The organism is Halapricum sp. CBA1109, assembly GCF_009741825.1.
GTDB lineage: Archaea > Halobacteriota > Halobacteria > Halobacteriales > Haloarculaceae > Halapricum.
Window position 1 is genome coordinate 1 of sequence record NZ_WPCA01000004.1, and the last position, 22,765, is coordinate 22,765.

At 64.2% G+C, this 22,765-nt stretch carries 13 protein-coding genes, 1 rRNA gene and 8 pseudogenes; 10 read left to right on the top strand and 12 right to left on the bottom strand.

Features of this window, described 5'->3' with window-relative positions:
• The 10 genes and pseudogenes from GJ629_RS00935 to GJ629_RS15915 form a co-directional block, all read right to left on the bottom strand.
• Positions 1-915 (bottom strand): 16S ribosomal RNA (locus tag GJ629_RS00935); the annotation flags it as partial.
• A gap of 471 nt (positions 916-1,386) precedes the next feature.
• Positions 1,387-2,709, bottom strand: a complete 1,323-nt coding sequence (locus tag GJ629_RS00940) for a DUF2391 family protein (RefSeq protein WP_157511338.1) — start codon at positions 2,707-2,709, stop codon at positions 1,387-1,389.
• Positions 2,710-2,756: 47 nt separating this feature from the next.
• On the bottom strand, positions 2,757-3,446 hold the full coding sequence (locus GJ629_RS00945) for an urease accessory protein UreF (RefSeq protein ID WP_370515739.1): 690 nt from the start codon (positions 3,444-3,446) through the stop codon (positions 2,757-2,759).
• Positions 3,443-4,072, bottom strand: coding sequence for an urease accessory protein UreE (locus GJ629_RS17765; RefSeq protein ID WP_157511339.1), 630 nt, complete (start codon positions 4,070-4,072; stop codon positions 3,443-3,445). The genes GJ629_RS00945 and GJ629_RS17765 overlap by 4 nt, the downstream gene beginning before the upstream one ends.
• Positions 4,072-5,083 (bottom strand): annotated as a pseudogene (locus GJ629_RS17770) (urease accessory protein UreD). Before GJ629_RS17770 ends, GJ629_RS17765 begins: the two are co-directional and overlap by 1 nt.
• Positions 5,084-5,706: pseudogene (gene ureG, locus GJ629_RS00960) on the bottom strand (urease accessory protein UreG). It lies immediately after the preceding pseudogene.
• Positions 5,706-6,053 (bottom strand): annotated as a pseudogene (locus tag GJ629_RS00965) (urease subunit gamma). Before GJ629_RS00965 ends, ureG begins: the two co-directional pseudogenes overlap by 1 nt.
• 2 nt (positions 6,054-6,055) lie before the next feature.
• A pseudogene (gene ureC / locus GJ629_RS00970) lies at positions 6,056-7,761 on the bottom strand (urease subunit alpha).
• Positions 7,758-8,185 (bottom strand): annotated as a pseudogene (locus tag GJ629_RS00975) (urease subunit beta). Before GJ629_RS00975 ends, ureC begins: the two co-directional pseudogenes overlap by 4 nt.
• Before the next feature lie 175 nt (positions 8,186-8,360).
• Positions 8,361-8,513 carry a hypothetical protein gene (locus GJ629_RS15915; RefSeq protein WP_197428359.1) on the bottom strand — a complete coding sequence of 51 codons (153 nt, stop codon included), beginning with the start codon at positions 8,511-8,513 and terminating at the stop codon, positions 8,361-8,363.
• Positions 8,514-8,627: 114 nt separating this feature from the next.
• On the opposite strand from GJ629_RS15915, the gene GJ629_RS15920 reads away from it, so the two are divergent.
• The 5 genes from GJ629_RS15920 to GJ629_RS01000 all read left to right on the top strand — a co-directional run bounded on the left by GJ629_RS15920 (position 8,628) and on the right by GJ629_RS01000 (position 13,673).
• The gene (locus GJ629_RS15920; protein ID WP_231754415.1) at positions 8,628-8,816 is read left to right on the top strand and encodes a hypothetical protein; all 189 of its coding nucleotides are present in this window, start codon (positions 8,628-8,630) and stop codon (positions 8,814-8,816) included.
• A 261-nt stretch (positions 8,817-9,077) separates the two neighbouring features.
• The gene (locus GJ629_RS00985; RefSeq protein WP_157511340.1) at positions 9,078-10,649 is read left to right on the top strand and encodes a sodium:solute symporter family protein; all 1,572 of its coding nucleotides are present in this window, start codon (positions 9,078-9,080) and stop codon (positions 10,647-10,649) included.
• 131 nt (positions 10,650-10,780) lie between these two features.
• Positions 10,781-11,824, top strand: a complete 1,044-nt coding sequence (locus tag GJ629_RS00990; RefSeq protein ID WP_370515740.1) for a PhoU domain-containing protein — start codon at positions 10,781-10,783, stop codon at positions 11,822-11,824.
• Positions 11,825-12,073: 249 nt separating this feature from the next.
• Positions 12,074-13,180 carry an agmatinase family protein gene (locus GJ629_RS00995; RefSeq protein ID WP_157511341.1) on the top strand — a complete coding sequence of 369 codons (1,107 nt, stop codon included), beginning with the start codon at positions 12,074-12,076 and terminating at the stop codon, positions 13,178-13,180.
• Positions 13,181-13,349: 169 nt separating this feature from the next.
• Positions 13,350-13,673 (top strand): hypothetical protein, encoded by a 324-nt coding sequence (locus GJ629_RS01000; RefSeq protein ID WP_157511342.1) that lies wholly within the window; start codon positions 13,350-13,352, stop codon positions 13,671-13,673.
• 463 nt (positions 13,674-14,136) lie between these two features.
• Here GJ629_RS01000 and GJ629_RS01005 read toward each other — a convergent pair whose 3' ends face one another.
• Positions 14,137-15,636, bottom strand: a complete 1,500-nt coding sequence (locus tag GJ629_RS01005) for a Cdc6/Cdc18 family protein (protein ID WP_197428362.1) — start codon at positions 15,634-15,636, stop codon at positions 14,137-14,139.
• A gap of 887 nt (positions 15,637-16,523) precedes the next feature.
• Between GJ629_RS01005 and GJ629_RS16660 the strand changes: the two genes are divergently transcribed.
• Both GJ629_RS16660 and GJ629_RS01015 read left to right on the top strand, forming a co-directional pair.
• Positions 16,524-16,796, top strand: coding sequence for a hypothetical protein (locus tag GJ629_RS16660; RefSeq protein WP_370515741.1), 273 nt, complete (start codon positions 16,524-16,526; stop codon positions 16,794-16,796).
• Between the two features lie 1,194 nt (positions 16,797-17,990).
• On the top strand, positions 17,991-18,626 hold the full coding sequence (locus GJ629_RS01015; RefSeq protein ID WP_157511344.1) for a DsbA family protein: 636 nt from the start codon (positions 17,991-17,993) through the stop codon (positions 18,624-18,626).
• A gap of 27 nt (positions 18,627-18,653) precedes the next feature.
• Here the strand turns inward: GJ629_RS01015 and GJ629_RS01020 are convergent, their stop codons facing one another.
• A complete protein-coding gene (locus tag GJ629_RS01020) occupies positions 18,654-19,253 on the bottom strand; it encodes a TetR/AcrR family transcriptional regulator (protein ID WP_157511345.1) in 600 nt (199 codons plus the stop codon).
• A 290-nt stretch (positions 19,254-19,543) separates the two neighbouring features.
• Here GJ629_RS01020 and GJ629_RS01025 point away from each other — a divergent pair.
• The 3 pseudogenes from GJ629_RS01025 to GJ629_RS01035 all read left to right on the top strand — a co-directional run bounded on the left by GJ629_RS01025 (position 19,544) and on the right by GJ629_RS01035 (position 22,719).
• Positions 19,544-20,997, top strand: a pseudogene (locus tag GJ629_RS01025) (MATE family efflux transporter).
• 94 nt (positions 20,998-21,091) lie between these two features.
• Positions 21,092-21,578, top strand: a pseudogene (locus GJ629_RS01030) (Lrp/AsnC family transcriptional regulator).
• Positions 21,575-22,719, top strand: a pseudogene (locus GJ629_RS01035) (pyridoxal phosphate-dependent aminotransferase). Before GJ629_RS01030 ends, GJ629_RS01035 begins: the two co-directional pseudogenes overlap by 4 nt.
• Positions 22,720-22,765 lie beyond the last annotated feature (46 nt).

Sequence of the window (22,765 nt, forward strand, 5' to 3'; positions counted from 1 at the left end):
AGTCCAATTGAACCGCAGGCTCCTCCGGTTGTAGTGCTCCCCCCGCCAATTCCTTTTAAGTTTTCATCCTTTGCAGGACGTACTTCCCAGGCGGCCCGCTTACGTCTTCACTACGGCATACCACAGGCTCGAAGCCTGTGGCATACCTAGCGGGCATCGTTTACAGCTGGGACTACCCGGGTATCTAATCCGGTTCGAGACCCCAGCTTTCGTTCCTCACTGTCGGATCCGTGCTCTTGAGGTGCTTTCGCCATCGGTGGTCCGTCCAGGATTACAGGATTTCACTCCTACCCCGGACGTACCCCTCAAGTCTCCCGGTCCCAAGCCACACAGTTTTCGCCGGACGACTACCCGTTGAGCGGGTAGGTTTCCCGACGAACTTGTGTGGCCAGCTACGAACGCTTTAGGCCCAATAATATCGGCCATCACTCGAACTGCCGGTATTACCGCGGCGGCTGGCACCGGTCTTGCCCAGTTCTTATTCCTGTACCACCTTACGGTACAGAAAAGCGAGGACTATATGCCCTCGCACTCGGAGTCCCCCTATCGCACTGTCGTGCAGTGTAAAGGTTTCGCGCCTGCTGCGCCCCGTAGGGCCCGGTATCTTGTCTCAGATACCGTCTCCGGGCTCTCGCTCTCACGACCCGTACCGATTATCGGCACGGTGGGCCGTTACCCCACCGTCTACCTAATCGGCCGCAGCCACATCCTACAGCGCCTGAACGTTTCGCGCTTCGGGGCGTTCCACCGTCGAAGCGCCATCCAGTATTGGCCTCAGTTTCCCGAGGTTATGCTGGTCTGTAGGGTAGTTTGGCCACGTGTTACTGAGCTTTCCGCCACGAGTATGAGCTCGTGCGACTAGCATGGCTAAATCGGACTCCGATAGCAATGGCCTCCGGCAGGATCAACCGGAATGATCTCCTGATATCAATCAGGGGGCTGGCGGAGACATTTCTATGTGTCCGTCATCCAGTGACAGCGCTCTGAATCGCTCAGAGAACGTCACTGAACTGTCGAGGCTACCATCAGATCCCATCTGTACGGCGGACCGCAGGGGTGGAATCCTCATATCTCGCAATCGCCGCGTCCTACCGCGGCGAACCGGAACTCGCTGTCCCGGCCACGTTTCGTCATCGACGGGCGAGGCCCGCCGAGAGTGGATGTGACGTAGCGGCCGAAGGCCGCCATCCGCCACCTGTCGTGTGCATTCCATCGGAAGGGGGTGATATGTAAAAACCCGTCGAAGCGAAGGCGGTATGCGACGCGAAACCACGACACGGAAACCGCCGAAAATCGGGCTATCCGCTGGGTCGATAGTGAACGATACCGCCGAATCGGGCGGTCGAATCGGGATTTCGGCCCGCTGTTGTCGACCATCCAACCGGTTCAGTCGCTGTCGTCGTCACGGCGCGGGCTGTCACCGAGCGTACGCAGGTCCTCCGAGAGGTCCGCGCCCGAGCTCTCGCCCGGGAGGATGTCGCCGAGCGCGGCCCCGAAGGACGCGACAGTCCAGACGACGCTAATGCGCGCCAGCGCGACGACGGGGTCCTGCCAGCCGTCGACGCGCCCCCACATCGTCATCAGCGCAGCGGCCGTCAGGAAAGAAACGAGCGCGATACCGACCATCCGCCGGGGGACGATGCCCAGTATCGGCCGATAGACCTGTACCTCCTGTGGGCCCGCCCAGTAGACCAGCGCGAGAATCATCAGGAGGACGAACGCGGCGTTGACGATGAAGTACACCGGGAAGACGCCGAGGCGAAACGAGAGGAAGAAGGTCGCTATCTCGAAGACGCCGTCCTCGACGAGGAAGGGGATGGCGAAGAAGATGCTGCCGACGAACGACTCCGCCACGTCGCGGGTGGTGTACTTCTGGATACGGCCGCCCAGCAGGTCGTCGAACGGCGCCGCCGTGGCTTCGGTCCTGATCCGGTCGACTTCCCGCCGGTCCGCGGACCCCGAGACGGCCGATTCGAGGTCGTCGAACTCCCGGTGGAGGGCGTCGAGCAACTCGGCGTCAGTCAGTTCCCGGACGGCATCGGGCCGAGCGTCGGACGTGGGGGCGTCGGACTCGGACAGGTCGGTCCCCGAGAGCTGTTCCGGTACTAGGAGCGTCGGCGGGGGGTTGTTCTCCGAGAGGATATCACCGAGGGCCGCCCCCAGCGAGCCGACAGTCCAGATGACGTTGATGCGCGCCAGCGCTTCGACCGGCGAAGTCCACCCGTCGACGCGGCCCCAGACGGTCATCAACACCGCCGCGACGACGAAGGAGACGACGAGCGTCATCATCACACGCGCGGGAACGACGCCGAGGAGGTTCGTCAGTTCGTCCCTGTCGCGGCCGGTCCACTCGACCAGCGCATAAGTCATCAGGAAGACGAAGCAGGTGTTCGCGAGGAGGAACACCGGGACGCCCGCGGGCGTGAACTCCAAGAGGTACTGCCCGATGTCGAAGATGCCGTCCTCGACGAGCAGCGGCGACGCGAAGATGACGCTGCCGACGAACGCCTCTGCGACGTCCCGGACGTCGAGGCGACGGACACCGGAGTCGATCAGGCCGCGGTCGGCGGCCTCAACGAGGAGGTGTTTCACGTCCCGCGCCTCTCGCCGAGCGGTCTCGTCGTCGCCGGTCACCTCGACCAGGTCGGCGAAGAGCTCCTCGACCGTCGCGGGGTCGTCCTCCGGCGGCGTCCGGGGTTCGTCGTTCATCGTCGAGAGGGAAGTTCCGCCAGCGGCGACAAAAATGTGCCCACCGGCTAGCTCACGAAGAGCCGTCGGTCGGCGGTTTCGTGGTCGGCCGCGAGCACGTCGACCAGGGGCGCGAACGGCGTCATCGCCGCGAGCGACCGGTCGGCGCTCTCGTCGACGGCCGCGGTCATCGCTGCCTGTGAGTCCCGGAGGATCCGCTGGGCGTCGGTGTGACCGAGCGAGAGCAACCGTTGGGCCGCCCCGACAAGCGTCGTAGCGAACTCCTGACAGGCGATCAGACACGCCCGGCGCTCGGCGACGCCGGCGCGGGCCGCCACGACGCCGAGGACGACCGGATGGGAAGCGACGGCGTCGCCGGCCTCGACCGCGTCGGCGTACGATTCGAGGAACGAGTCCTCACGAAGCTCCCGGTGGAGATCGAGCAGTCGACCGCCGGTCCGGGTCGCGCTCTCGCGGAACTCCGCCGGGAGCGTCGCCGCCTCGAACCGGGCGTCGGCGGCCACGACAGCGTCGATATCCCCGTCCCGGGCACCCCGATGTGCGGCCCGGAGCGCGACCAAGTCACACGGCCCCAGTTGCCGGCGGAGGTACGTCTCGATCAGCGCTCTGAGGTCCGCGGCGTCGGTGACGCGGTCGGTCGCGACGAACTGTTCGAGCCCGTAGGAGACGCTGTCGGTCCCGACCGGCAGCGCCGAGTCCGACAGCCTGAGCGCTTCCAGATCCGCGGCGTCCGTCACTGCTTCTCACCGCCCGAGTCGAGCGACCGCACGCCGTGAGAGTGGTCGTGTCCGTGGTCGTCGTGGGCGTGGCTGTGACCGTCCGCACCGTGAGCGTCGTCGTGACTGCTGGCGTTGCCGTGACCGTCCGCGTCACCGTGCCCGCCGACCTGTCCGTCGTCGAACAGCGCCGGCGACACCGCGTCGTACCCCACGGTCGCGCCCTCCGGACAGTGGGGAGTGACTTCCCGTTCCACCCGTTCGGGGTCGTCGGTGACCGGGAAGTACGCCGTCGTCCCCTTGAGTGCGAGGTCCCAGTGGCGGTTACCGACGGCGTGCCCGAGTTCGAGAGCGGTCGCGGCGACTGTCGAGGGCGACCCCGAGACGCCACTCAGGTCGACAGCGAGGACGTCGACGGGTTCGAGGCTGACGACGACCGGGCGGCCGTCGGCGTCCAGGACGTCGCCGTCCCGGAGCTTTCGGCCCACCACGATGCCGACGTCGGTGCCGTCGTCGGCAGTCGTCCGGACCCGCGAGCGCCGGCGGTCGGTGTCGTCGACGGTGACCGTCAGCGCGTCCGCCGTGTCGACCCGTGCGGCCAGTTCGTCGTCAGCCAGCGTCCCGAGGAACTCGTGTGCGACCAACATCACTGCCTCCTGTCGGCGGGCGCGCCGACGCCCAGCAGTTCGGTTCTGGCACTGTCCCACGCGTCGTGCAGCGTCCCCGTCACCGGGTCGGCCCCGGTGACCGAGGGCGCGGACGACCGCACCCGCGTCGTTCGGGAGCGCCGTCACGCCCGCTCGCACGGCAGTCTCCGCCGCGGCGTCGGGGCCACGGTCGGCGGCGACGACGGAGTCACGGACTGCCTCGACCAGCGTGGTCGTCTCGTCGCCCGGCGCGAGGACGTACAGCGTCCCGAGGACGGCGAACTCGCCCATCACGCCCGGGGCCGTCGGGTCGGACTCGCCGGGAGCCAGATGGGTCGCGTCGGCCACGAGGAGGTCGCCGTCGGCGCGGGCCTCGAAGGCGGCCGCGTAGCGGTCAAAGTCGAAGCGCTCACCGCGGGCGAGGCGGCCCGGAACGACCACCGACCCGACGACGGCGGTGGCGTCAGGCGCGAGGCCGACGGTGACGTCCTCGCCGAAGCGGGCGTCGGCGTGGAGTATCGTCGGCGCCGGGACGTAGTCGAGGTGGCCGCCCGCGCCGACCGACAGCGAGACGTCCGCGGCGGCGTAGTTGCGCTCCATCGAGAGGACCTTCGTGGCGCTGGCAGTGGTGACCGAGGCCAGCGCGTCCGGCCCGACCGAGACGGCGATGTCGTGACGGTCGCCCTGGACGACGCCGCCGCTCGGCGACTGGACGTACACCGACTCGGCCCGCGGGGCGGGGTCGTGGCCCAGCGTCCCGCTGACGTGGAAGGGAGTCCGGGCGAGGTCACGGGTCAGGTGCGTGTCGCCCTCGGCGTCGACGGCGAAGGTCAGGTCCAGACGGCCGTCTTTCCCGGGCGATCCGACGGCCGCCGCGGGGAGGGATTCGGCGGCGTACGGTTCGAACGCCGGGTGCGGGAGGGCGTCGGTGTTCGTCACGCCGGCGTCGGCGTCGGTAGATGGAGCCGCGGAGCGTTCCTCCTCGGAGGGGTCGGGCGAGTCCGTCGCCATCTACGCGAACAGCACTCCCTCGCGGACGTGGTCGAGGACGGCCGCGACACCCTCGCCGTCCTTGCAGTTGGTGAACTCCCACGGGCCGTCCCGGACCGCGTCGGCGTCCGCTTCGAGGACATCGAGGTCGACATCGACGTGGGGCGCGAGGTCCGTCTTGTTGATCACGAGGAGGTCACAGTCGACGACCCCGGGGCCGCGCTTTCGTGGGATGTCCTCGCCCTCGGCGACGCTGATGACGTACAGCGAGTAGTCCGCGAGTTCGGGGTTGAACGTCGCCGCGAGATTGTCCCCGCCGCTCTCGACGACGACGAGGTCCAGATCCGGCTCCGCCTCGAGGAACGAATCGATCTGTGTGAGGTTCATCGACGGGTCCTCCCGGATACCGGTGTGGGGACAGGCCCCCGTCTCGACACCGGCGACGAGGTGTTCGGGGACGACGCCGGAAAAGCGTCCCGGAGTGCGTCGGCGTCCTCCTGTGTCAGGATGTCGTTTGCGATGACGCCGACGTCGAGGCCCGCCTCGCGGAGTCGGGGGACGAGGCGGGTCACCAGCGCCGTCTTCCCGGACCCCACCGGCCCGCCGATGCCGACGGTCGCCACGTCACGGTGGGTCAGGCGCATCAGTCGGCCTCCTCGCCCGCCGTGTCGGCGGTCGTCCCGGCCGACCGGATCGGATCGTGGACGGTGACGAGTTTCGTCCCGTCGGGAAAGACCGGTTCGACCTGTATCATATCGACCATCGAGGGGGACGCCGGGCATCACGCTCCGTCGGGTCGAGCAAGCTGGGAGGCCTCGGCGCGTATCTCGGCGACGTCCCAGCCGTCCCGGGCGCGTTCGACGCACCAGTCGGAGATGTACGCGACCGCCTCGGGGTGGTTCAGCCTGACGCCGCGATCCTTGCGCCGTCGGGCGAGCTCCGCAGCCATGAAGACCGTCAGCCGCTCCTGCTCTTTGGGTGTGAGTTTCATCGTTAGAGCATGTACCGCTGGGCGAGGGGGACCTCCTCGCTCGGTTCGCAAGCGATTACCTCGCCGTCGACTTCGACCTCGAACGTCTCGGGGTCGATGTCGATGTCGTCGGGGCAGTAGTCGTTGTAGTGCATATCGTCCTTGCCGGGGGACCGGGTCCCGGAAACGGGGACGACGGGCGTATCGAGGCCGTACTCCTCGTCGATGCCGGCGTCGACGGCCGCCTGACTGACGAACGATAGCGAGAGGCCGTGTTTGGCCTTGCCGGCGGCGCCCGCCCGCGGTCGCTGGAGGATGGGTTCGCAGGTCATCAGCGAGCCGTTGGCCTCGCCCATCTCCGAGTGGACCGGGAACCCGCCCTTGAACGTCATCGCGGGCTTGATGCCGAAGAACGCGGGGTCCCACAGCACCACGTCGGCGAGTTTGCCGGGTTCGAGCGTCCCGACCCACTCGTCGATGCCGGCCGAGATGGCCGGGTTGATGGTGTACTTCGAGAGGTAGCGTTTGACCCGGAAGTTGTCGGCGCCGGTGCCCTCGTCCTCGGGGAGGGGACCGCGCTGGGACTTCATCTTCGAGGCGGTCTGCCACGTGCGACTGACGACTTCCGCCATCCGGCCCATCGCCATCGAGTCCGAGGTCATCATCGAGATGGCCCCCTCGTCGTGGAGGACGTCCTCGGCGCCGATGGTCTCAGCCCGGACGCGGGACTCGGCGAAGCCACGTCCTCGGGCACGTCGGGGTTGAGGTGGTGACAGACCATCACCATATCGAGGTGTTCGTCGAAGGTGTTGACGGTGTAAGGCATCGAGGGGTTCGTCGAGGAGGGGAGCATGTTCGGGACGCCGACCATCTCCATGATGTCCGGGGCGTGGCCCCCGCCGGCGCCCTCGATGTGGAACAGGTGCATCGTCCGACCGTCGACGGCCGCGAAGGTGTTCTCGACGAATCCGGCTTCGTTGAGGGTGTCCGTGTGCATACACACCTGGACGTCCTCCTCCTCGGCCACGTCGAGGCAGTTGTCGATGGCGGCGGGCATCGACCCCCAGTCCTCGTGGAGTTTCAGCCCGCAGGCTCCGGCTTCGACCTGTTCGTAGAGGGGTTCGGGTTTCGAGGCGTTGCCCTTGCCGTAGAAGCCGACGTTGACCGGCCACTCCTCGGCGGCCTGCAGGAAGCGCTTGATGTTCTCGGGGCCGGTGGTGGTCGTCGTCGCGCCGCCGCCGTAGCCGCCGCCGAGCATCGTCGTGATACCCGACGCCAGCGCGTGTTCGTGCAACTGTGCGGAGTTGAAGTGGATGTGGATGTCCAGACCGCCGGCGGTCGCTATCTTCCCCTCGGCGGGGTAGACGTCCGTCGAGGGGCCGACGACCATATCGACGCCGTCCATCGTGTCGGGGTTGCCGGCCTTGCCGATGCCGGCGATAACGCCGTCGCGGATACCGATGTCCGCCGCGACGACGCCGAGGACGGGGTCGAGGACGGTCGCGTTCGTGAGCACCCAGTCAAGCGCCCCGGACTCCTGTGTGGTCCCCGGGGACATCCCGAGGCCGTCCCGGAGGGTCTTCCCGCCGCCGAAGACCGCCTCGTCGCCGGGCGTGCGGCGGTCTTCCTCGACCTCGACGACCAGTTCGGTGTCGCCCAGTCGGACCGTGTCGCCCACGGTCGGGCCGTACAGTTCGGCGTAGGTCTCGCGGTCTATGTCCCGGGTCACTCCTCTTCCCCCTCCTCGTCCGTCTCGGGGTCGGGGACGCCGGCCTGTGCGGGAATGCCGCCGAAGCCTTGCGAGTGGGCGCGTTCGACCGCCGCCTCGGCGTCGCCGTCGACGCTCCCGTCGACGAGGCCGTTCATCCCGTGGGCGACCCGCTTGCCGCCGATAGCGACGAGGTCGACGGCCCGTTCGTCGCCCGGTTCGAACCGGACGGCCGTGCCGGCCGGGATGTTCAGTCGCATCCCGAACGCCGCCGCGCGGTCGAACTCCAGGGCGGCGTTTGCCTCGAAGAAGTGAAAGTGCGACCCGACCTGCACCGGGCGTCGCCGGTGTTGGCGACGGTCACCTCGGCCGTCTCCCGGCCCTCGTTGATCGTGATGACGCCGTCTTCGGGTGTGATCTCTCCGGGGACTATCCCGTCGCTCATCGCCACCCACCCTTTTTCGACGTACAATAGGGTATCGGTGGAATACCGTCGTGTTCGTACATCCTGTTGGACCGTTTCCGGGTGTCCGGTGTAAAAGAACGGTGTTAGATCAATATTTGCCCGGCTCGGTTGCGGAGAGCGAAACCGTGGTAAGTCCCGGCGACGAATACGGATATCACGTGGTTTCGTTCCTCCCGGTCCGGCGGGTGGTGATCCCGCGGCGGATCACCGACGCGTCGCGACCCACGTCGAGTCCGAACACCCTCACGAGGCCGGCGGCTTCCTCGCGTGTGAGCGCCGCGGCGGGCACCTCCACGCGACCGACCACGTCCCGCTATCGAACGACGCCGACCGGCCGCGACGGCGGTTCGTCACGACCGTCGACGAACGGGTCCCGCCCGAACCGCGGATCTGTTATCACTCCCATACCTCGCCCGCGACAGTGTCCGGGATGACCAAGATAGACCGACAGAAGATTCCCGAGCGGTACGCTCTCGTCGTGTTTGCCCCCCACGGGGAGCCCTACAGCTATCGGGTGTTCCAGCGCACGCTCCTCCGCTGGCGGGAACTCCCCGTCGGGAGGCGCTCGACCGAGAGCGACCGCTGGATCCCGCTCCCGCGTCTCTCCTAAAATTCCTAGTATAGTTGTACCTACGACAGGACGGACAGGAGTTATACGAGTGTCCACCTATTACTGATAGGTAGGCGTATTCGTTGTATCTATCCGGCACACGGTATACAATCATATGAGAATGCCTTTTAGGGAGAACTGTTCCCTAACTTCTGTAGCCAAAATGAGCCTGAACGTGTGCTGTTCAGCGGACCGGACTGCAGATTCGAAATCAGTATCGGGGGTAAGTAGACAGATGGTCACCGATGGGGGAGCGTCGAAATGAGTATCATCCTCTACGGTGTGGCGGCCTCTATCATCGTGATGCTCGCGGTGGGGTTCTACGTCTCAAAGAAGATCAACGGGGACAGCATCAACTACATCGTGGCCGGACGGGGGTTGATCCTGCCCCTCGCCGCCGCGACGTTGATGGCCCAGTCACTGGACGCGAACGCGACGCTGGGGAACACCGACCTCACGGCGTCGTTCGGTTTCTGGGCCGGCGCGGCGCTGCCGATCGGGTTGGCGACGTGTCTGTTCATCACGGGCGCCTTCTTCGCCAAGCCGATGAACCGGATGAACCTCACGACCCTGCCGGACTTCTACCGGCGCAAGTACGGCCACACGACCGAGATTCTGGCGAGCGTCATCATGGCCACCGCCTACGCCTTCCTGCTGGCCGGGAACCTCGTCGCCGGCGGATACCTCTTCCAGACGTTCGTCGGGACGAGTTACACCGTGGGCGTCCTCTTCATCACGGTCATCGTGTTCGCCTATACCATCGCGGGCGGGTTGTTCGCGGTGGCGTACACCGACGTCATCCAAGCGGCCGTCGCCTTCGTCGGGTCCATCGCGCTGATCATCTTCGTGGCGACGAACTACGGCATCACCATCCCCAGCGGGATGGGGCCGGCCAACCTCGGGCAGTTGACCGACCCGAGCCAAGGGGCGTACATCAACCTCGCGACCATCGTGGCGCTGGGGCTCGGTGACATCGTCGCCATCGACTTCATGGAGCGGGTGTTCGCGGCAGACAGCCCCGAGACGGCCCAGCGGGCCTGCTTCATCGGCGGTATCGGGACGCTCGTCATCGGGATTCCGTTCTCCATCGTCGCGCTCTCGTCCGGATCGATCCTGAGTTCGCTGGGCGTCGCCGCGGGCGATCAGGCGGTCCTGTACGTCCTCCTGCAAAACGCCGTCCCGCCGTGGCTCGCGGCGTTGGTCATCGCCGGCATCGTCGCCGCGTCGTTCTCGACCAGCGACGGTGCGATCCTCGGCACCTCGGCGGTTATGGCGCGGAACGTCCTCGGCGTCCGCGTCGACGAGGAGAAAGCCGCCGACTCGCAGGTCGCCGCCGACGGCGGCACCGAGAGCAAAGGCTGGTTCGGCAGCGGCAGCGACAAACTCCTCAAGACCACGCGCCTGATGGCGATTCCGTTCACGCTGCTGGGCGTGTTCTTCGCGCTGCGGGTCTCGGCGACCGGGATGTTGCTCGTGTTGGCGTTCGACATCATGCTCGCCGGCGCGCTGGTGCCGCTGGTCTTTGGCCTCTACTGGCCGAGCCTCGCAAACACGCCCGCGGCCATCACCTCGATGGTCGCCGGGTCGCTGACCCGACTCGTGTTTTTCGTCCTCGTGCCGACGACCTACGCCTACGAGAACACGCTGCTGTACATCGAGAACGGTATCTTCACGGCGTCGTTCGACGGCCTGCCGACGTTCATCGCCGCCGCGGTGAGCCTCGTCGTCTTCGTCGTCGTCGGCTTCGCCACCCGGAGTAGCTACGGGCCGCGCGCCCTCGACGAGGAGGGCCACCGGACTGTCGTCGCGGGCGGCGACGACGGCGACGACTAGGCGAACCACACAACGATAACGAGAATAAATTGATTTTCGGAACCAAAGTCGCTTAAGACGTGAACGGAAACACCGTGACGATACGAGATGGACGGCGACGTACAACTCCCGAAGGGGAGGGGTGATCGAGCGTGAACCCCGATCCGATCAGGATGAAACGGAAGGTCCAGCAACTGGGGTCTTCGACGCTCGGCGTCACGGTCCCGGCGAGTTGGGCCCGTCACCACGGCATCGAGAAGGGTGACGACCTCATCATGCAGCGAGACGAGAGCGGCGGGTCGTTGCTGTTGGTGCCCGAGGACCCGACGACCACCGACGAGGAGGCCACCGTCGACGTGGATTCGTTCGACGCCGACGCCATCGAGCGAGCGGTCGTCTCCCAGTACGTGCTGGGCCGACAGCTCATCCACATCAGCGCCTCCGAGTCGCTGACCCGCGAGGAGCGCGACGCCGTGTTCAGCGCCGAGCGGCGGCTGATGGGGCTGGGCATCGTCGAGGAACAGGACACCGAAATCACCGTCCGGTGTTCCATCGCCCCGACGGACTTCGAGTTGGGGACGCTGCTTGGACGGCTCTGCCGGACCGAGGGCGCGATGCGGCGGGACGCGATCACGGCGCTGCGAAACGGCGACGCCGCGGCCGCAGAGCGGGTGCTGGATCGGGAGTCACAGGTCCAGAAGCTGTTCTATCTGTTCTTGCGCATCGTCTTCGCTACCTACCGGAACCCGCGGCTGAACCGCGCGGTTGGGCTGGACACCGGCTTTCCGCTCATCGGCTACCGCTCGGTCGCACAGGACATCGTCCTGATGGCCGACGTGGCCGCCGACATCGCGTTGCTCGTTACCGACAACGACGTCGGCGCCCTCGATGAGGCGACGAGCGCCCATATCGGCGCCCTCGCCGACGCACTCGACACAGCGTCCAGTGCCACGCGGGACGCCATCCTCACCCCGGACTACGAGCGCACCCGCGACGCCCGGCAGGCGCTCGACGCCGTCGAGGCCCACGTCGAGAAGGTTAACGACTACCTGCTGGAGGAGCGGCCCGAACCGCTGTTGATCCTCCAGCGCGCCGTCGACACCCTCGGTCGCAGCACCCGACACATCCACGACACCCTCGAAGTCGCCACGCACCTCGCGTTCCGCGAGCATCCCGACCTCGTCATCAGCGAGTGAGTCGGGACCTCATTCTCTCGACCGTCCGACCACCACCGAAGAGTGACCACGCCGAAGCCGGGGTTCGAACCCCCACACCACGGGAGTATATTAGGTGTTTTATTGTCCAGTGGTACTCCAGTCTCGCCCCCATACATACGAGTCCGTATTACATATTTCAGGGAACGCTTTTGAATAGTGGCACCATCAACAGAAATGTCGTCAATAACGGGACGAACGGGTTCCGTGAGACAAAAAAGGAACACAAATATGACAGACGAACGATCCGGACGTGACATCTACGGCGAAGAGTACGACGAGGCCAACGAACCCATCTTCTCGGGTATCCCTTCGTTCCTGAAGCTCCCCGAGGTAGACCGCGACGAACTCGATGAGGAGGACGTCGACATCGGCATCATCGGCGCGCCGCTGGACACGGCGACGACCATCCGACCCGGGACCCGCTACGGTCCGCGGGCCATCCGCGCGGCCTCGACGGTCCCCTCCCCGCCGTACCGTCACTTCAACATCGAGACGGGCGTCGACCCCTTCGACCACTACAGCGTGGCCGACACCGGCGACGCGACGGTCTCGCCCGGTGACACCCGCAAGAGCCAGCTCAACATCGAGGAGGCCGTCGCGGAGGTCTCGGAGCAGGCGACGCCCATCGTCCTCGGTGGCGACCACTCCATCTCCTACCCGGACATCAAGGGCTGGGCCGAGGCCAACGACTACGACAGCGTCGGCCTCATCCACTTCGACTGCCACGCCGACACCGGCGAGGACGGCCTCACCGGCTTCGAGTACGACCACGGCGCGTGGGTCAAGCGCTGCTACGACGACGACCTCTTCGAGGGCGAGAACTACACCCTGATCGGCCCGCGCGGCTTCTGGCCCGGTCCCGACATCTACGAGGATATGCGCGACGCCGGGATGAAGTGGTACACGGCCTTCGAAGTCTCGGAGATGGACCTGACGGACATCGTCGTCGACGCCGTCCAGCGCGCGACCGACGGCACCGACGCGGTCTGGATCTCCTTCGACGTCGACGTGATGGAACCGGCCTACGCCCCCGGGACGGGCGAGCCCGAGCCGGGCGGACTGATCCCGCGCGAGGCCATCTACATGGTCCGAGAGGCCGTCAAGCGACTCGACCCCGAGAACTTCGGGTTCGACGTCGTCGAGGTCGCCCCCCAGTACGACGTCAGCGACACCAACTCCTACAACGGCGGCATCACCTCCGGATTCGCCAACCGCCTCGTCCTCGAAGTGATGGGCAGTATGGCACTGGCTGAGGAGGGGAAGATGTCCGGCGAGCCGATCAAACCGAAGGAACCGCTCGGCCCGACGGAGTCCGAAGCGCCCGCCGACGACTGAACCGCGACCACGCCTTCTTTCGCCGCGACGTATCGTCGACACCACGCTGACTCCCGAGTCATAGCTGTTTGTTTTCTCGCGTGCGCGCGCGAGAGAGAGTGCTATCTCCAGCGTACCCGTCTTAACCAACAAACTGACGGTACTGGCGCACTTGTTGGTTAACAACGCGATGACCGACGAACGCCCGGAACCACCCGATTCGGTGGCCGACGGCCTGGCCGAACGACTCGCCGACTACTCCCCGGAGACGTTACGCGATATCGCCACCTACGCCGACGAACTGGCCGCGTACCGAGAGGGGGCGACAGAAAAAGAGGGCGAGAGGCCCGACGAAGCCGAACGCGACAGGCCCGAGAGTCGGCCGGAGGGCGTGCCCGGGAAGGCGACACTCACGGTCAAGGAGATAAACGGCAACCGCTACTACTACTGGCAGTGGCGGGAGGGCGACACAGTCACCTCACAGTACAAGGAACCCGTGAACGACGGGGAGTAGGGACCGCCTACCGGGCGGGACAGCGTGACCCACCCCCCACTGTTTCATCCCAATCCGGGGAGCGACTGAGTCACACCCCACTGTTTCATCCCACGAGCGATACCGTGGCCTCGACGACCGGTAGTGCCGTGGGTCCCATCGGATGCAACCGTCCCGAGGTAGCGACGCACACACCCCCACTTTTTCATATCAAGCAGTGTCACCCGGAAGGTCCTCACACACCCCACCGTTTCATCCCAGACACTTCCTCTCAATGGACACCCACCCCCACTTTTTCATATCAGTCCTTCTTCTCAGGGGACCCCCGTCCCTCGCTCTGTCGTCGCAGCTACGCTCTTTCGAGCGTCCACCACCCCCACTTTTTCATATCAGACAGTCACTCACAGGGTATCCTTCCCCACCCCCACTTTTTCATCCCAGATGACGTGTCCCGGGGCATCCCACCCCCACTGTTTCGTCCCAATCAGAAGGAGTCGACGCTCGTCTGGGTGTCGCCGTCGTCGTCGGTGAGTGTACTGAACGTGTCGATCAGTTCCTCGGGGAGGAGATTCTCCCCGGGGCCCGTCGGGTCGGAGTCCCGGAGCGTCTGGATCACCATCTGGTAGTCGGCCTTGTCGAGGTCGTACTCGAAGCCGGACTCCCCCGGTCCCTTGTAGGCGTCGTGGCGTTCGAGTAGACCGAGTTGGGACATCTCCTTGAGGTAGTCGGCGACCCGCCGGGGGACGTTGGAGTTGTCGAGCAACGCCCCGGAGAACCGCTTGTAAGTCGGGTAGAGGTCGCTCCGGGAGATGGGCGTCTCCTCGCGCAGGTCGTGGAACATCACCGCCGCGAGGACGAGTTGTTCCTGTGAGCTGAGGTCGTTGGTCACCTCGTAGACCCTGTCGCGCTCTTTCTCCTCGTGGGCCTGCCGGACGTGTTGCTCACCGACCACGTCGTCCTCGTTTTTCTTCGCTTTCATCCCGGCCTTCTGGAGAAGATCGATGGCGTAGCGCGCGTCACCGCCCTGTTTTCTGGCGTAGGCAGACGCGAGCGGAACGATGTCCTCGGAGTAAGCCTCGGGTTTGAACGCCAGTTCCGCGCGCTGATAGAGAATCTCGCGCAACTGATCCACGTCGTATTTTTTGAACGTGATCTCCTTGAGACGCAGCGAGGAGTCGGTCTTGGACTGGATACTCTCCTTGTAGCCGATGTCGTTGCTGATCCCGATGATCGACGGGAGGACGTCCTCGACGCGGTTGTTCGTCCTGCTCCGGGGAATCTCGTAGAGGAGTTCGTCCCGGGTGCCGATGCGGTCCACCTCGTCGAGGATCACGGTGACGTAGTCCGTCACCTCCTCGGGTGGCAGGATGTCGTGAGCTGACTCGAAGTGTTCGCGGACGGAATCGGGATCGACGTCCACGCCCTCCGGGAGCGGTTCGTCCCCGAGGAGGTGAGCCGCCGTCAGATCGGCGTCGTAGTCGCTCTCCGCCAGGGCCCCCTCCATCTCCTGGCGATAGGCCGTGTTTTCGTACGTGAGTGCGTCGAGAATCTCGAAGAGGATGTCGTAGACGCGCTCTTTCGGGAGTCCGGAACTCGGGAGGACGTCCCGTTCGATGCTGATCTCCTCGCGCAAAAAGGAGTAGTCCGGGTCCTCCAGAAACCGGTTCGCGATGGCGATAGCGGCCTGATAGGAACTGCTCAGCGATTCGCAGTTCTGGTAGACGAACGTGGCGTGGACGTCGTCGTATCGTTCGAGTGCGTTCTCCAGTTCCCTGCGTTTGAACCGGATCGAGACGGTCTTGCCCGTGCCGCTGATGCCGTAGATGAAGGCGTTGACCGGTTGCTCGTTGTCGACTATCTGCTGGAACACCTCGCTGATCTCGTCGAGTTCGTGGTCCCGGCCGAGAACCTCCTCGGGGACGTAGTCTTCGGCCAAGACCTGTGTGTCCTCGAACGGCGAGTTCTCGGTCCGGGTGAAGGTCATACGACCCACGTTCCGGTCGAGCGTACTTAATATCCACCCTTTCATTCCTTTCATACCACCCACCGGAGTTTCATACCAGAGATTCTTTAAGTCCCCCCTGTCCCCCCACTTTTTCATCCCAGATGGGGAAAAAGAGGGGGTGGGGGGAGGGGGTGGGGAAAGATATATAAGAGAGGTTGGGGTCAGAGGGCTATTTTCGGACGACCGGTACGTCGGTACGGCGGTACGGCGGTACAGCCGGAGGTTGGTGCGACCCAGGAACCACCCGTACCCTATCCGATTGGTGTTATCTAGGAAGCACGCCTCCGTTCTAGTGGCTCTAGATTGAGCGCGGTTCACTCTACTTCACCTAGACTATCACAACAAGCTGTATATTCTACTCTAGCTATGTGCTAGCATACTAGTTCGTGTCTAGTCTGGAATAGATTGATTTTGACCCTATATTTATATTTTATGGTATATGCAATATATACATATACATTACTAAAGAGAATAGAATGAAGAGAAATTATAACTACCACCACACTACTTATACTTGTTCCTTATGAAACAGACACCCGTCCTAGAACACGCTTTCAGCACTTCTACTCTTGGTATAGGTCCTATTCCCATTCTCCCACCGATCTAAACACCTCTCTTTATATGTCCCAATTCTCATCCCCGGGGGCCCCTCCCCCTCCCCTCTCTCACGCCATCTGGTATGAAAAAGTGGGGGGAGGGGGTGTCCGAACAGTCCCATCAGTTCCTCGATCTCCCGGGAGTCGGCCGGAATATCGAACCACTCCCGAATCTTAACCAACAAACACTCCCGCTCCGGCCGTTGTTGGTTAACACGACGCCGATGTCCTACTAGCCCCCGCACGCCGGCGGAACTCCCGACAGATCTCATCAACACACTCAACGGCTACTCGCCGGACCAGCTCCAGCACGTCGCGCGCTACGCCGAGGATCTGGCCGAGCACAAATCTCGTGAAGCCCGCCTCGAGGAGGAGTCGGAGGACGACGAGATCGACGAGCGGCCGGACGACCTTCCGGACGACGTCCCGTCGAAGGCCACGATCACGATCAAGGAGATCAACGACAACCGCTACTACTACTGGCAGTGGCAGGAAGGTGACAAAGTGAAGTCAAAGAGGGGATCGTCGGCGGGATCCCCGTAGCGGCCGTCAAAGTCAGAGAGTTGGGACGGTTCCTCAGCCATCAATATCAGACATCGCGGATGGGACCTACTTAATGATTTGGCTACCTCGACAAGAGTGTAAATCGGGCTATGGTCGTCTTCTGATGTTTTGTCGCTGGCGTATCATCCTCACGAAAGGTCGAGTCGGTCCCGAGTGAAATCGGATTCGGAGCGAGAGTTACCGACGCAAACCGGTACCCCCAATCCAGAGTGAAAGCGCCGGACCGGAGCGGGTTTGACACACCCCTCGTCCAGAGTGAAAGCGTCGGTGTGACGAGCTGGAGTGGATTGGGATCCTCGAGTGATGCTGACGAGCGTTCGTCGGCACCCCCAATCAAGAGTGAAGACGCAGGGCAGATCTCCAGCCGAAGCAAAGCAGGGTACAATCGGAACTGTCGGGATCGGGTATCTTGATTTCGATTGACGAAGGAGATCGGGAGATACCAATCCCGATTTCGGCTTTGATGCCGGTTCGCTGGTTAGCGAATAGTTAGAATAGCGATTGTTAATTCAATATGTCATAATACGTGGACGATAGAATCGAACCCCACACCCCTCGTCCAGAGTGAAACGCTACGAGAGTACCTCGGTTGACCCGGTGGAAACCACACGACGAGTCGGCTAGGAAATACCAAAATCACAAGACGTGAGACGAGTATGCCCCGAACAGCAGTCGGCACACAGTCGAAGCCTCTCTAAAAATACCAATCTTCATAGTATTATCTAGAAGTTTTATTACTACCTACCTCCTACCGTTCCTCAAGTGCATTTAGCACGAGGAAGAGGACGAAGGCGGCATTCGTCCGGGTGGTTTCGAACCGCTGCTCGTGTTCGCTGTTCCATTCTCTCCGTGTTCTCCCGTCTCAGGCTGTCCTTCCGTGGTTCTTGCTGAGCTTCTCCCACAAGAACCCCCGTTTCCTGTGGACCTCTCCCCACGCTCTTGATTGATTTTCACTCTGGACGAGGGGTGTGTGGGCGAAGTATTCTCTCCAGCTCCCTTCCGTGTCTCTACCCAGTATTAACCAACAACTCTCCCGATACCTCGATGGTGTTGGTTAACATAAGAGCGAACCGGCCGACGTGCCGGTCTCCCTCTCACTCCCTCTCTCGTCAGTGTCCACACTCCACCCGACCGAACTGGGGATTATCCGTCTCGACCTCCTACCGACCGCTGATGAGTCACGACGACGAGACGATCACGATATACTCCGATTACGTCTGTCCGTTCTGTTATCTCGGTCGGAAGTCACTCGCGCAGTATCAAGAGACACGCGACCAACCGCTCGACATCGAGTGGCACCCATTCGACCTTCGGCGGCACAAGCGGGGTCCCGACGGCGAGATCGACCACGCCGTCGAGGACGGGAAAGACGAGTCCTACTTCGAGCAAGCGCGGGAGAACGTCCGCAAACTCCAGTCGAAGTACGGCGTCGAGGAGATGCACAACCTCGACGACATCCCCGAGGATATCGACTCCTTCGACGCGCAGGTCGCGTCGCTGTACGTCCGGACGGAGTCCCCCGACTCGTGGCTCGCCTTCGACGAGGCGCTGTTCGAGGCGCTGTGGGTCGACGGTCGGGACATCGGCGACGCGGACGTCATCGCCGACGTGGCGACGAGTGTCGGTCTCGACGGCGAGGAGATCCGACTGTCCCTAGACGACGAGATTCTCCGGGGGCAACTCGACGACGCGTTCGAAAACGCCCAGCAAGCGGGGATCACCGGCGTCCCGACGTTCGTGTACGGCGGGCACGCGGCCCGCGGGGCGGTCCCGCCGGAACACCTCAAACGACTCGTGGACGGTAGTTGAACCGGGTCCGACACAGGAGAAAGCGGGTCAGTTCTCTTTCAACAGCGTTGCGGTGACGTACTCCTCTGCGGTCCGGCGGGCGGTCGCGAGCGCCTCGTCGTCGTCGAGGACGACCGCTCTCGTCCGCGCGCCGTCGACGATGGTCATCAACGCTTTTGCCACGTGGTCGGCGTCGGCCTCCCGAAACACACCCTGATCGATGCCGTGGTCGACGACGGTTTTGAGCATGAATCGGATGTACTCGTCGTTGGCTTCGAACCGCTCGGCGAACGCCGGGGTGTGGGGGGCCTGACTCCGCATCTCCAGCACTGCGACCAGCAGGTCCTGGTGGTCCTGCGGGTCGACGAGCAACTTGTCCAACAGGAGGTCGAGTCGCTGTTCGGGGTCGGTGGTCTCCACCTCGTGTATCGTCTCGACGAAGCGGTCGAGCAGATAGTCCAGAAACGCCGCCAGCAGGTCGTCTTTGGTGTCGTAGTGGTAGTGGATGGCCGCCGTCGACTTGCCGTACTCCTCGGCGATACGTTTGATCGTCAGGTCGGCGTACCCGTCGTCCCCGAGCGCCCGGTAGGTGGCGCGCATAATCTTCTCGTCGGGGTCCGAGACGGTCCCGTCCGGCAAGTCGGCCATTACCGGCACAAACGCCCGTCGGGATATAACCGTTTTGACCCACTAGTCAGTCCTGACCCTCCTCTCCACCGTCGTACCCCGACCCAAAGCGCCTGCGTGCCACTCACACCCGCTGTAACCGCTTTCCAAACGTTTTTGACTAATTAGTCAGTAAGTACGATACTCGCCGATATGGATGCCGCCACCGCAGTACGTCCTCACGGTTCCCGTTCGATCACCCCTCTTGAGCGCCAGCTATCTTCCCGTCTCACCACCCGTTTCGCCCGATACAGTCTCCCGGAGGGGGCACAGTGACGGGACTCCGCGAGCGCGTGGGCGACCTCTTCAAAGGGCCTGAAGAGTTCGATCTGACCTCGGGTGGCATCGGGAAGCCGCTGTTTTTCCTCTCGATGCCCATCGTCGTCACGAACCTCTTCCAGACGGCGTACAACCTCGCCGATACGTTCTGGCTCGGTCAGTACAGCACTGACGCGCTGGCGGCGATCAGTTTCGCCTTCCCGATGGTGTTCCTGCTCATCTCGTTGGGGATGGGCATCTCCGTGGCCGGGAGCGTCCTCGTCGCCCAGTACACGGGCGCGGACAAGGAACGAGAAGCCGAGTACGCGGCCTCCCAGACGGTCACGTTCGCGGTACTCGTCTCGGCCGTGCTGGGCGCTGTCGGCTACGTGATGGTCGATGACTTCCTCGCGCTGATGGGTGCCTCCCCGGACGTGTTGCCCCTTGCGACCCGATATATGGAGGTCATCTCGCTCGGCCTGCCCTTTATGTTCGGCTTCTTCGTGTTCATCGCGCTGATGCGGGGGTACGGCGACACCATCACGCCGATGTTGGTGATGTTCGGGTCCGTCGTCCTCAACATCGCTATCGACCCGTTCATCATCTTCGGGTGGGGCCCGTTCCCCGAACTCGGCATCCAGGGCGCAGCCCTCGCGACGGTGTTCTCCCGCGGCCTCGCACTGGCTGTCGGCCTCGTCATCATGTTCCGCGGCACTCGCGGCGTCGAGATACACCTCCGAGATATGCGCCCGACCTCGCGTATCTCCGCCGTCTCGCCCGTATCGGTCTCCCTGCTTCGATCGAGGGGACCGGCCGAGCGCTGTCGATGAACCTCCTGTTGTTCATCGTGGCGCTGTTCCCCGACACCGTCGTCGCCGCCTACGGCATCGGGACGCGGGTGTTCTCGGTCGTCTTCCTGCCGGCTATCGCCGTCGCCCGCGGCGTCGAGACGATGACCGGCCAGAACATCGGCGCGGACAAACCGGCCCGCGCCGAGCAAGCGGCGGGGCTGGCGGCGAAGACGCTGTTCGTCATCCTCACCGCTGCCGGCGTCCTCACGTGGTTCGTCGCCGCGCCCATCGCGGACGTGTTCACGACCGACCCGGAAGTCGTGGAGATCACGACGACGTTCCTCCGATACGTCGCGCTCACGTTCGGGTTCATCGGCGTGATGCGGGCCTACACCGGGAGTTTCCGCGGGGCCGGCAAGACGCTGACCGCGGCCGCCATCTCGGTGTTCATGCTCGGCGTCGTCCGGTTCCCCATCGCGTGGTTCGCCGCCGCCGAAATCGGGTCGCCCGGCATCTGGGTCGCCTTCGCCGTCTCCAACGTCGTCGGTGCCGTCGTCGCCTACGCGTGGTACGCCCGCGGGACGTGGCGCGACGGCGACCTCACGGGCGAGGCCGTCGCGACCGACGAGTCGGCCGTCGACACCGCTTCGACCGACCCCACGACTACCGACGACTAAACCGTGCTTCCCCTTCGGCGTCGATTCAGTTCCGGCGTGTGAGCACACCACGCGAAGGGGAAACAGTTTTGCTTGCCCTGTACACAGACGGGGTATGGACATCGACGCCGAGATTCTGGAGTTGCTCCGGGAGACGCCCGGTACAGCACCGAGGACCTGGCCCGTCTCACGGACGCCGACCCCGAGACGGTCGAGGCGACCATCGAGGACCTCGAAGACCGCGGCGTCATCCGCGGCTATCAGGCCGTCGTCGACTTCGAGGAGACCGACAGCGAACGCGTCCGGGCCATCGTCGAACTCAACGTCACCCTCGACCGCGAGACGAGTTACGGCGACATCGCGACCGCATCGTCCAGTTCCCGCAGGTCACGGAACTCAGACTCGTCAGCGGCGACTACGACTTCGATATGGAGGTCGAGGGTGACTCGATGCGGGAGGTCAGCCACTTCATCAGCGACAAGGTCGCGCCCATCCCCGAGATAACTCAGACAGTGACCCACTACCTGATGGACACTTACAAAACACGGGGTATCGTGATGGGCGACGGCGACGACGACGACCGACTCTCGGTCTCGCCATGACGATCGAACCCTCCCAGCGCGTCCAAGCCGTCCCGCCGTCGGGGATCCGCCGCTTTTTCGAACTCGCCGAGGAGATGGACGACATCATCTCGCTGGGCGTCGGCGAACCGGACTTCTCCGCGCCGTGGGCCGCCCGGGAGGCCGCCATCACCTCCCTCGAGTTGGGCAAGACCTCCTACACCGCAAACCGCGGCCGCAGCGACCTCCGGGAGTTGATCGCCAGCGACGCCGACAGCCGCTACGGCCTCGACTACGATCCAGACGACGAGGTGCTCGTCACCACCGGCGCCAGCGAGGGACTGGACCTCGCACTGCGGGCCGTCGTCGACCCAGGCGACACCGTGGCCGTCGTCCAGCCATCCTACGTCTCCTACGTCCCGGGCGTCATCTTCGCCGGCGGCGACCCCCTGCCCGTCGAGACGACGCAGGCGACGGAGTTCAAACTGACCACCGAGGCGCTGTACGACGCGGGGGCCGACGAGGCAGACGTGCTCGTTATGTGCTACCCGAACAACCCAACGGGGGCGACGATGACCGCCGACGAACTCGAACCCATCGCCGAGTTCTCCCGCGAACACGACCTGGTGGTCCTCTCCGACGAGATATACTCCGAACTCTCCTACGAACACGACCACACCTCCATCGCGACGTTCCCGGGGATGCGCGAGCGGACTATCGTCTTCAACGGCTTCTCGAGGCCTACGCGATGACGGGCCTCCGACTGGGATACGCGCTCGGGCCGCCCGAGGCCATCCGCGCGATGAACCGCATCCACCAGTATACGATGCTCTCGGCCCCGACGACTGCCCAGTACGCCGCGATGGAGGCCTTAGAGTCCTGTGGGGACGCGGTCGTCGAGATGCGAAACCAGTACAACCGCCGCCGGCGCTTGGTCCTCTCGCGGTTCGAGGAGATGGGCATCGAGTGCTTCCGGGCCAGCGGCGCCTTTTATGCCTTCCCCGAGTGCCCGGGCGAGGACGCCGCCGAGTTCGCTGAGTCCCTCCTGCAGGAGCAACGGGTCGCCGTCGTCCCGGGCACCGCCTTCGGCGAGGGCGGCGAGGGCCACCTCCGGGTGTCCTACGCGACGGGACTGGAGGACCTCAAGGAAGCGATGGACCGCATCGAGGCCTTCGTGACGTGAGGCCCGCGTTCGCGCTCCCGAATCTAGCCTGCCGGAGTCAGAAGAT